Source organism: Streptomyces sp. WM6386 (genome assembly GCF_000972385.1).
Taxonomy (GTDB): domain Bacteria; phylum Actinomycetota; class Actinomycetes; order Streptomycetales; family Streptomycetaceae; genus Streptomyces.
On sequence record NZ_JXTE01000056.1, the window covers coordinates 54,730 to 64,718 of the forward strand.

The following is a 9,989-nucleotide window of genomic DNA, read 5'->3' on the forward strand; positions in this document are numbered from 1 at the left end:
CGGCCCGGCCTTTCTCTCTCACACCAGCGACTTCTCCGGCTCCGGAGCCTCCTCGGGCCGGCGCACCTCGACCCCCCGCAGCATCACCGCCGCCAGCACCGCCGCCCCCGCGAGAACCACCGCCCCCGCGATCGACGCCCCCTGCATCCCGTTGGTGAACGCCTCCCGGGCCACGGTCGCCAGTCCGGGCACCTGATCGGCGACCGCCAGCGCTCCGCCCAGCGTCTCGTGGGCCACGTCGGGCGCGGAGGCCGGGATGTCGTGGCGGTAGACGGCCGTACCGATGGAGCCGAGGATCGCCATCCCCAGCGCGCCGCCGAACTCCGAGCCCGTCTCCATCAGGGAGGACGCGGTGCCGGCCCGCTCGACCGGGGCGGTGCCCATGGCGAGGTCCATGATCTGGGACATCACGGTGACGCCGCCGACCGCGAGGACGGCGCAGGAGACCAGCACCAGCCACATCGAGTCCGTACCGGCCGACGCCAGCAGCGCGAAGCCGCACGCGGAGATCGCGAAACCGGCGGTGATGACGTGGGCGCGGTTGACGCCCTTCTGGACCAGAGCGGCCGCGATCGGCGCCGCGGCCCCGATCGGCACCGACGGCAGCAGTGCCCACAGGGCCGACTCCAGCGCGCTCTTGCCGAGCACCGACTGCAGGTACTGCGTGGTGAAGTAGGCCGACCCCATGATCCCGAACGCCGAGACGAGGTTCAGGGCGACGGAGGGTGCGAAGCCGCGGCCGCGGAACAGGGCCGGGTCGATCATCGGTGAGGCCGTGGTGCGCTGGCGGTGGACGAAGAGGGCCGCGAAGAGCAGACCGACGGTGATCGAGACGACGTAGCGGACGTTCCAGCCCTCCGAGGGGATCTCCTTGAGGCCGTAGATCACGGGGAGCACGGCGGCCATCGACAGCGGGACGCTCAGCCAGTCGAAGCGGCCGGGGGAGGTGTTCCTCGACTCCGGGAGCAGCATCGGGCCGAGGAGCAGCAGCAGGGCCATCGCGGGCAGGTTGACCAGGAAGACCGAGCCCCACCAGAAGTGCTCGACCAGCACTCCGCTCATCACCGAGCCGAGTGCGATCCCGGCCGTCATCACGCCGGACCACAGGCCGATCGCCTTCGCGCGCTGGCCGGGGTCGGTGAACATCGTGCGCAGCAGGGCCATCGTCGACGGCATCAGGGTCGCGCCGCCGATGCCGAGGACCGCGCGGGCGGCGATCAGGGTCTCGGCGCTGTTCGCGTACGCCGCCACCAGCGAGGCGGCGCCGAAGGCGGCGGCGCCGATCAGCAGGAGCCTGCGGTGGCCGATGCGGTCGCCGAGCGAGCCCATCGTCATCAGCAGGCCGGCCAGCACGAACGCGTAGATGTCGAAGATCCACAGCTGCTGGGTGCCGCTGGGCTCCAGGTCCGCGCTGATCGACGGGATCGCGAAGTAGAGGACGGAGACGTCCATCGAGACCAGGAGCAGCGGAAGCATCAGGACGGTGAGGGCAGTCCATTCACGGCGACCGGCGAGGGTGCCGGCGGGAGTGCTCGTCGGGTTCGTCATGACGGCGACTATACGTACGTCTTAAACGCTTGTCTATGACGCTTGTATAAATCGCTTGTCTAGATAGGGTGAGCGCATGGGACACCGTGAGGATCTGCTCGAAGGCGCCAAGCGCTGCCTGCTGGCCAAGGGCTTCGTGCGCACGACGGCGCGCGACATCGTCAAGGAGTCGGGGACCAACCTCGCCTCGATCGGCTACCACTACGGCTCGAAGGACACGCTGCTGGCGGAGGCGTATGTGGCCCTGGCCGAGGGGATGGGGGACGCCTTCGAGGGGGACGGGAGCGCCAGCGCCGAGCCGGGTTCCCTGGAGCGGTTCCAGGAGGTGTGGTCGAACATCATCGCCACCATGCGGGAGCCCGGTTCGCTCTGGCACCTCAGCATGGAGATCGTGGTCATGGGCGACCAGCTGCCCGAGGTGCGCGACCATCTGGCGCGGGCCCAGCGCGAAGCCGGGCGCGGGCTCATCCCCATGCTCATGGGCGGGCGTGAGGAGGATGTCTCGGACGAGACCGCGGACACCCTCGGCATGTTCTATGTGACGCTGATGACGGGTCTCATCGCGCAGTGGCAGTTCGACCCGAACACCGCGCCCGGCGCGGAGCAGCTCGCCGAAGGGCTGCGCCAGGTGATCGCCGGGGTCAAGAAGAGCTGATCCGCCCGTCCCGCATCTCCAGGGCGCGGTCCGCGAAGTGCCGTACGACCGCCCGGTCGTGGCAGATGAACAGATAGCCGAGACCCAGCTCGTCCTGGAGGTCGGCCAACAGGTTCAGCACCCCGGCCCGCACCGACGGGTCCAGCGCCGACACCGGCTCGTCCAGCACCAGAAGGCGTGGCTCGGAGGCCAACGCCCGGGCGATCCCCGCGCGTTGGCACTGGCCGCCGGAGAGCTCGTGCGGATACCGGTCGCCGTACGACGGGTCGAGGCCGACCCGGTCGAGGAGTTCGGCCACCCGGGCAGGGCCGGCCGTGGCGGCCCAGCGGCCCTGGACCTTCAGCGGTTCCGCGACCGCGTCCCGGATGCGATGGCGGGGGCTGAGGGAGCCGTAGGGGTCCTGGAAGACGGGCTGCATGCGCGGGCGGAGAGGGCGGAGTTCGCGCTCCGTCATGGCCGTCAACTCCCGGCCCTCGAAGCGCACTTCGCCGGAGTCAGGGCGGCGCAGCTGAAGCACCGCCAGCGCGGTGGAGGACTTTCCGCAGCCGGAGGGGCCGTTGAGAGCGAGGGTCTCGCCGGCCTCCAGGGAGAAGCCGACACGGTCCACCGCGGTCACGGCACCGTGGCGGACGACGAGGGCGCGGACGTCGAGAAGGGGTGTGCTCACACTCTCTCCCAGTGGTGGCAGGAGACCAACCGCCCGTCCACCCGTCGCGGTTCAGGCTCCTCGCGGCGACAGGAGTCGGTCGCGAGCGGACAGCGCGGGGCGAAGGCGCAGCCCGGCGGAAGCGCTCCCGGGGCCGGGGGTGTGCCGGGGAGGACGGGAAGGCGGCGGCCCCGGGCGTGCTGCGGGAGGGACGCCAGCAGGCCCGCCGTGTACGGGGCCCGCGGACGGGCCAGTACCTCCTGCGCCGGGCCGAGTTCGGTCAGTCGACCGGCGTACATGACCAGCGCGCGGTCCGCGTGCCGCCGTACGACGTCCAGGTCGTGCGTGACCAGGACGAGCGCGGCGCCGACCGCCTCCCGTTGCTCGGCCAGGACCCGGAGCACCTGCTCGCGGCGTTCCTCGTCGAGGGCGGTGGTGGGTTCGTCGGCGACCAGGATGTCGGGTTCGTTGATCGTGGCCATCGCGACGACCGCACGCTGGCGCATACCGCCCGAGAACTCGTGCGGATACGACCGTGCCCGGCGCGCGGCATCCGGGATGCCCACCCGGTCGAGTGCCGCGATCGCGCGCGCCCGGGCCTCCTTGCGGGAGACGCGGGCCACCGACCTTACGGAGGCCGCGAGTTGGTCGCCCACCGGATGTACGGGGGAGAGGGCGGACAGGGCGTCCTGGGGGACCAGGGCGATGCGGCTCCCGCGCTCGGCGGAGAGGTCCGGCCGGACGGTCCCTGTCGCCGTCGCGTCCTTCGGCAGCATTCCCAGCAGCGCCCGCGCGGTCAGGGACTTGCCCGCGCCCGACTCGCCGACGATCGCCAGCACTTCGCGGGGACGGATGTCGAAGGACAGCCCGCGTACGGCCTCGACGCCGTCGAAGGCGATCCGCAGATCGTGTACCGACAGCAGTGCTTCAGACTCCAACGGGGGCCTCCCTCACGGCTCGCCGGCCCTTCGTGACGTTCCGGCCCTGCGCGTACGACGCCCCCGACACCGCCAGCCCCGCCAGCAGGGCCAGCGCCACAGCCGGGGCGAGGGCTGCCCAGGGGGCGCGTTCGACATAGGCGCGGGACTCGTCGAGCAGCAGGCCCCACTCCGGGGCGGGCGGCTGGGCGCCCAGGCCCAGGAAGCCCAGCGAGGCCAGGGCGAGCGCGATGCCGGGCAGCCGCAGCAGGGCGTGCCGGGCGACGGGAGCGGCCACCGAGGGCAGGACGTGCCGGGTCAGGATCCACAAGGGCGGTGCGCCGATGGCGCGTTGGGCCATCAGGAAGGAGGACGCCCGTACCTCCTGCACCAGCGCCGCCGCATGCGCGGCCAGCGGCGGCCACGAGATCAGGGCGACCGCGAGAGCCGCACCGCCCGTGCCGGGTCCGGCCACCGCGGCGACCAGGATGCCGACGATCACCGGGGGCAGGGCGTTGGCGATGTCCGCCGCGCCCGCCGCGACACCGGGCAGGAAACCGAGCGCCAGCGCGACCAGCAGGCTCAGCAGACAGACGGCGGCGGCCGTGCCGACCGTGGAGGCGGCGCCGTGCCCGAGCCGGGCCAGGACGTCACGGCCGAGGCCGTCGGTGCCGAGCGGATGCGACCAGGTGGGAGAGGCCAGCCGGTTCGCGGTGTCGATCGCGTACGGGTCGCGCAGCAGACCCCAGCCGATCGCCACGGCGAGGACGGCGAACAGGGTCGACGGGATCGCCGGGTGGGTACGGACCGGCCGGGCCGGCGGCAGGGTGAGTGAGGCGTCCCGCAGGGCCGGACCCAGCAGCCGGCGCCGGGTGAGCGCGGACAACGCCCCCACGGCCAGCCCGAGCAGCAGCAGGGCGAGCACCGCACCCTGGAGAAGCGGCAGGTCCTGCGACTTGGCGGCCCCCAGCGCCGTACGCCCGATCCCCGGCACCGCGAACACCGTCTCCACGGCGACCGCGCCCCCGGTGAGCCCGACGGCGGCCATCCCGAACTGCGGGACGAGAGGCGGCAGTACGCGCCGTAGGGCGGCCGCGGAGACCCGGGCCCTGCCGACCCCGGCCCCGCGCCACAGCTCCACCCACCGCTCGTCGAGCACGGCGGGCAGCGCGTCCGCGACCAGCCGCCCGAGCAGCCCGCCCGCGGGGACGCCGAGGGCGAGGGCGGGCAGGACCAGGTACGCCGGACCCTGCCAGCCGGAGGTCGGCAGCCAGCCCAGCCACACCCCGCAGACCAGCAACGCGACGGTGGCCAGCAGGAATTCGGGCACGGCGGCCAGCATCGCCGCGAAGGCCCCGGCCGACCTGCGCCCCCGTACCAGCACGGGCGCGACCAGCGCACCCGCGAGCAGCACCGCGACGGCGAAGGCCGCGCCCATCAGCGCCAGCGACACCTGGAGCCCGGACACGACGGACGGCAGCACGTCGGTACCCGACACCCACGAGGTTCCGAGGTCCCCGTGCAGCAGATCGGACGCCCAACTCCCCAGCAGCGAAAGGGGACCCGCGTCGAGGCCGAGATCCTGTCGTACGGCGTCCAGGGCCTCCTTCGTCGGCTCCTGCTCGGCGGAACGGGCGCGCAGGACGGTGAGCGCCGGGTCCCTGCCGGAGAGCCAGGGGAGCAGACCGACGGCGGTCACGACCCCGACCAGACACAGGACCCGGGTCACCCCGGCCGCGGTCGGCCTCACTTGACGTACGTGTCGGCCGTGACCAGCTCACGCTCGCGCGGGTCGTGCGCGGCGTCCACGACGTCGGCGGCGTCGCCCTGGATCACGCGCTCGTGCAGCATCGGGACGGCCGCGTCGGTGCCGAGCACGGCGGCCTCGGCCGCGATGACGGCCTTGCGCCGGGCCTCGCCGGTCTCGGTCCCGCCGGCCTTCTTCAGGGCGGCGTCCACCTGGGCGTCGGCGAGCTGGGAGATGTTGAAGGAGCCGTCGGAGGCGAAGTCGCTGTAGAGGTAGGCGGCCGGGTCGCCGGAGTCGAGGACGGTCGCGCGGGAGAGGATGAAGGCGTCGAACTCGCCGGCGAGGGCGTCGGACTCGATGTTGGCGTACTCGCGGACGTCGAGCTTCACCTTGAACCCGGCGTTCTGGAGCTGCTGTTGGAGGGTGGCGGCGACCTCGGGGAGTTCGGCGCGGTCGGTGAAGGTGCCGATGGTGACGGTCCGACCGTTCGGCTCGGCGGCGGTGGTGCGCCGCAGGCTCGACCGCAGTTCGGCGGCCCACGGCAGCGCCGGCCCGAGCAGCCCCTCGGCGACATCCGCCCGCCCCTCGTACACGCCCTTCACGATCGATTCGGCGTCGATCGCCTCGCGGGCGGCGGCACGCAGGGCGGCGTCCTTGAAGACGCCCTTCTCGGTGTTGAGGTAGAGGGTGTTGGTGCGCGGCATCGGGACCTCGGTGATCAGGTCCTCGTCCAGGAGCGCGGCCTGGGAGACGGGGACCGCCTCGACGATGTCGGCCTCACCGCTGCGAAGGGCGGCGGCCCGGGCGGTGCCGTCGGGCACGAACGTCACGTCGATACCGGGGGACTTGGCCTTGCCGCCCCAGTAGGCGTCGTAGCGGTCGAGGGTGGCGGAGGAGGTGCCGTCGACCTCGGTGAGCTCGAAGGGGCCGGTGCCGGCGCCGACGGGGTTCACCGTCTTCCCGCGGTAGGCCTTCGCGGCGAGGATCGACAGCTGGGGCGAGCTGAGCCGCTGCGGGACGAGGGGGTCCTTGTCGGCGGTGGTGACGGTGACGGTGTCCGAGTCCTTCGCCTTCGCGGTCAGTTCGACGCCGTCGAGGATGCGGGGCTTGGGGGAGGCGGTGGCGGCGGTGGTGAGTGAGCGTACGACGGCCTCGGCGTCGAGCTTCGTGCCGTCGTGGAAGGTGACGCCGTCGCGTATCTCGAACGTCCAGGTCCTGCCGGACTGCTGCCACTCGGTGGCGAGCGCGGGCTCGGCGTCCCCGTCGGCGTCGAGCTTCACGAGGGTCTCCGCCGTCGACCAGCGGGACAGCTTGAACGCGTCGTCGGAGAGCGGGGAGAGGGCCGAGCGCGGGGGCTGCATCATCGCGACCCGGACGCGCCTGCCGTCACCGTCGCCGTCGCCCTCACCCTCGGCGGAGGCACCGGAGAAACAGCCGGTGAGCAGAGTGGACGCCACGGCGGCCGTGAACAGGTGACGGGCGGGCAGGCGCACGGAACCCTCCGGGTAAAGGGGTGGTCAAGGGTGAGTGCGCCGACGCTAACACGATGACAATCGTTTTCAGTAATCAGTGTGACGGAGATCGCGCAGCGCCGGGACCAGCGCGACCAGCATCAGTGCGGCCGTCGCCGCGAACGCCCATGGATAGCCGGTCAGTCCGGCGAGGACGCCGAAGCCCGCCGCGCCGACGCCCATGCCACCGTCGTAGGCGAGATTCCACAGTGCGCTGACCGTGCCGTACGAAGAGGCGGAGACCCGGGCGTACATGAAGGTCAGGGTGGCGTTCTGGGCGATGCCGAAGCCGGCCCCGAACAGCGCCGATCCCGCGACGACGGCGACCGGGCTGCCGGTCGCGGCGGTGAGCAGCACGCCCGCCGCAGACAGGAGCAGGCCGGGCAGGACGAGTCCGGCGCTGCCGTGCCGGTCGCCGTGCCGGCCCGCCAGCCAGCGGGTGACGGTCGCGGCCGCGGGCTGGGCGAAAAGGGCCGACGCGATCACTGCGGAGGACGCCGAACCGGCCGCCAGCGGCAGGAAGGTGACCAGGATTCCGGCGGCCGTCGCGGTGGCGCCGAAGATGAGAACCGGGCGCAGCAGGGCGCCGGTGCGCAGCCCGCGGACCACACCGACCGGCCGCTCGGCGCTCGCGCCGTGGTCCGGCAGACCGAACACCGAGACGATCGCGGCGAGTGCGGCAGCGCCGCCGACGGCCGCGACGGTCCCGTATCCCGCGTGCTCCGTCAGCCACAGCCCGAGCGGCAGCGCGACCAGCGACGGCACCCCGGACACCACGCCCACCACGGCAAGGCCCTCGCCCCGGCGCTCGGCCGGGATCAGCGTCGCGGTCAGGGCGCCGCCCGCGACGATGGTGAGCGCGAAGCCCAGTCCGCGCACCAGACACACGGCCACGATCCACCCGATGTCCCGCGAGGCGGTCAGCGCCAGAGCAGGGGCGCCGAGCAGGAACAGACCGGCGATCAGGACCACCCGGTATCCGAAACGTGCGACCAGCCGGGGAGTGACCAGTTCACCGAGGACCGTGGAGAGCATCAGGGCACCGGTGGCGAGGCCCGCCGCACCCCCGCCGCCCGACTCGGCCGCGTAGGCGGGTACGACCGACAGCAGCAGGAAGAAGCTGACGGTCGCCCCGATCAGGCTCACGAAACGGAGCAGCAGGGGCCGGGTGAGCAGGGGCGGACGTGAACCGGTCGTCCGCGCGGGGTGCTTGGCCGAAGTCGTCATACCGTCGACGGTAGGGTCGCACCGGCCCTCCGCTAAGCTCCAATTCCATGCCACTGCAATGGGCCGGTCTGTCGCCCGAGCTGCTTCTGACCGTCGACCGGGACAGCACACAGCGGCTGTCCGCGCAGGTGGAGGGGCAGCTGCGGGACGCGATCCGCACCGGGCGGCTCCAGGCCGGCGAACGCCTCCCGTCCTCCCGGGAACTCGCGCGCGAGCTCGGTCTGTCCCGTGGTCTCGTCCAGGACTGCTACGCCCAACTCCAGGCCGAGGGCTACCTCGTGACCCGCGTCGGCTCGGCCACCCGCGTGGCGGCCTGCGCCCAGCCGTCGCAGCCCGCCCGGGCACACCCGCCCGACCCCCACCCCCGGCTGATCGCCGACTTTCGCCACGGGGTGCCGGACCTGACCTCCTTCCCGCTCGCCGACTGGCTCTGGGCCACCAGGGAAGCGGCCCGGCACATGCCCACCGCCGACCTCGACTACGGTGACCCGCGCGGGAGTTCGGCCCTGCGCGAGGTCGTCGCCGGATATCTGCGCCGGGTGCGCGGCGCCGCCGCCGACCCCGCCAGGACCGTGGTCTGCTCGGGCTACGCGCAGGGGCTGAGCCTCGCCCTGGGCGCCCTCGCCCGCAGGGGTGTGCGGGTCGTGGCGTACGAGGACCCGGGCGGCCCGGCCACCGCGCGGGCGGCCGCCGAGGCGGCGGGACTGACGGCCGTACCGGTTCCCGTCGACGAAGAGGGTCTGGACGTAGGGGAGTTGGCGGCCACCGGCGCCCGGGCCGTGATCGTCACCCCGGCCCACCAGTGGCCGACGGGAGTCGTGCTGGCGCCCGACCGCCGCCATGCGCTGATCGACTGGGCCGTGCGCCAGGACGCGTACGTCATCGAGGACGACTACGACGCCGAGTTCCGCTACGACCGCGAACCGGTCGGTGCGCTCCAGGGATTGGCGGCGGACCGGGTGATCTCCATCGGCACGGTCAGCAAGTCACTGGCCCCCGCCCTGCGACTGGGCTGGCTGCTGTGCCCGCCGGTTCTGGCCGACCTGGTCACCGACCTCAAACGCGTCACCGACCGCGGCTCACCCACCCTCGACCAACTCGCCCTCGCCCGTCTCATCGAGTCCGGCCGCTACGACCGCCATCTGCGCCGGATGCGCACGACGTACGCCACCCGCCGTACCGCCCTGGTCGAGGCCCTGACCGCGCACGCCCCGGCGGTGCGGCTGTCCGGGATGGCGGCGGGGTTCCACGCGGTGGCCCATCTGCCCGCCACAGCGGACGAACACGCACTCGTCGACGCGGCTCGCACCCGCGGGGTCGGCCTGTACGGCATGAGCGCGTGCCGCACGTCGGGGGCCGCGGAACCACCTCAACTCGTCCTGGGATTCGGCAATGTGACGGAGCGTGCGATCACGGACGGGGTGGCGGCGGTGGCGGATCTTCTCGACGGTGCCTGAGCCACCGCTCGTTGCGGATGCCGCCTTGGATCGAGGTGGCGGCGTCCGGTGCCCCACCCACCTGCGGGTGGCTGCGCTTCTCGATGCCGGTCCAGGTATTTCAGCCGGTCCGGCGTTCGAGGACGAGGGTTTGCCGTCCCGATCCCCCACCCACCCGCATTTTTCAGCCCGTCCGGCGTTTGAGGACGAGGCCTTTCGGGCCGATGGGGGTCCAGGGGGCGGAGCCCCCTGGGAGCGGGGTCGAAGGGGCGGCAGCCCCTGGAGGATGGGACGGGTAGGGG

The 9,989-nt window shown here is 72.9% G+C and carries 8 protein-coding genes; 2 read left to right on the plus strand and 6 right to left on the minus strand.

The genetic code is table 11. The features are described 5' to 3' along the window. Positions 1 to 18: 18 nt before the first annotated feature. Positions 19 to 1,548 (minus strand): MFS transporter, encoded by a 1,530-nt coding sequence (locus TN53_RS29155; protein ID WP_046261686.1) that lies wholly within the window; start codon positions 1,546 to 1,548, stop codon positions 19 to 21. Between the two features lie 76 nt (positions 1,549 to 1,624). On the opposite strand from TN53_RS29155, the gene TN53_RS29160 reads away from it, so the two are divergent. After that, entirely contained in the window at positions 1,625 to 2,203 is a 579-nt protein-coding gene (locus TN53_RS29160; RefSeq protein ID WP_046261687.1) for a TetR/AcrR family transcriptional regulator, read from the plus strand. Here TN53_RS29160 and TN53_RS29165 read toward each other — a convergent pair. The 5 genes from TN53_RS29165 to TN53_RS29185 form a co-directional block, all read right to left on the minus strand. Beyond that, positions 2,190 to 2,870, minus strand: coding sequence for an ATP-binding cassette domain-containing protein (locus tag TN53_RS29165; RefSeq protein WP_046261688.1), 681 nt, complete (start codon positions 2,868 to 2,870; stop codon positions 2,190 to 2,192). The genes TN53_RS29160 and TN53_RS29165 overlap by 14 nt on opposite strands. After that, positions 2,867 to 3,787: an ABC transporter ATP-binding protein gene (locus TN53_RS29170; protein WP_046261689.1), complete on the minus strand. Its 921-nt coding sequence runs from the start codon at positions 3,785 to 3,787 to the stop codon at positions 2,867 to 2,869. The genes TN53_RS29165 and TN53_RS29170 overlap by 4 nt, the downstream gene beginning before the upstream one ends. Continuing rightward, positions 3,777 to 5,516, minus strand: coding sequence for an ABC transporter permease subunit (locus tag TN53_RS29175; RefSeq protein ID WP_046261690.1), 1,740 nt, complete (start codon positions 5,514 to 5,516; stop codon positions 3,777 to 3,779). The genes TN53_RS29170 and TN53_RS29175 overlap by 11 nt, the downstream gene beginning before the upstream one ends. Beyond that, positions 5,513 to 7,006, minus strand: a complete 1,494-nt coding sequence (locus TN53_RS29180) for an ABC transporter substrate-binding protein (RefSeq protein WP_046261691.1) — start codon at positions 7,004 to 7,006, stop codon at positions 5,513 to 5,515. The genes TN53_RS29175 and TN53_RS29180 overlap by 4 nt, the downstream gene beginning before the upstream one ends. Before the next feature lie 66 nt (positions 7,007 to 7,072). Continuing rightward, complete coding sequence (locus TN53_RS29185) at positions 7,073 to 8,251, minus strand: MFS transporter (protein ID WP_046261692.1); 1,179 nt, start codon at positions 8,249 to 8,251, stop codon at positions 7,073 to 7,075. A 47-nt stretch (positions 8,252 to 8,298) separates the two neighbouring features. On the opposite strand from TN53_RS29185, the gene TN53_RS29190 reads away from it, so the two are divergent. Continuing rightward, a complete protein-coding gene (locus TN53_RS29190; RefSeq protein WP_046261693.1) occupies positions 8,299 to 9,708 on the plus strand; it encodes a PLP-dependent aminotransferase family protein in 1,410 nt (469 codons plus the stop codon). Positions 9,709 to 9,989 lie beyond the last annotated feature (281 nt).

What these genes read in the sequence shown, in the direction of transcription:
- TN53_RS29155 (WP_046261686.1), bottom strand. Translation starts at nt 1,548, where the DNA reads ATGACGAACCCGACGAGCACTCCCGCCGGCACCCTCGCCGGTCGCCGT.
- TN53_RS29160 (WP_046261687.1), top strand. Translation starts at nt 1,625, where the DNA reads ATGGGACACCGTGAGGATCTGCTCGAAGGCGCCAAGCGCTGCCTGCTG.
- TN53_RS29185 (WP_046261692.1), bottom strand. Translation starts at nt 8,251, where the DNA reads ATGACGACTTCGGCCAAGCACCCCGCGCGGACGACCGGTTCACGTCCG.
- TN53_RS29190 (WP_046261693.1), top strand. Translation starts at nt 8,299, where the DNA reads ATGCCACTGCAATGGGCCGGTCTGTCGCCCGAGCTGCTTCTGACCGTC.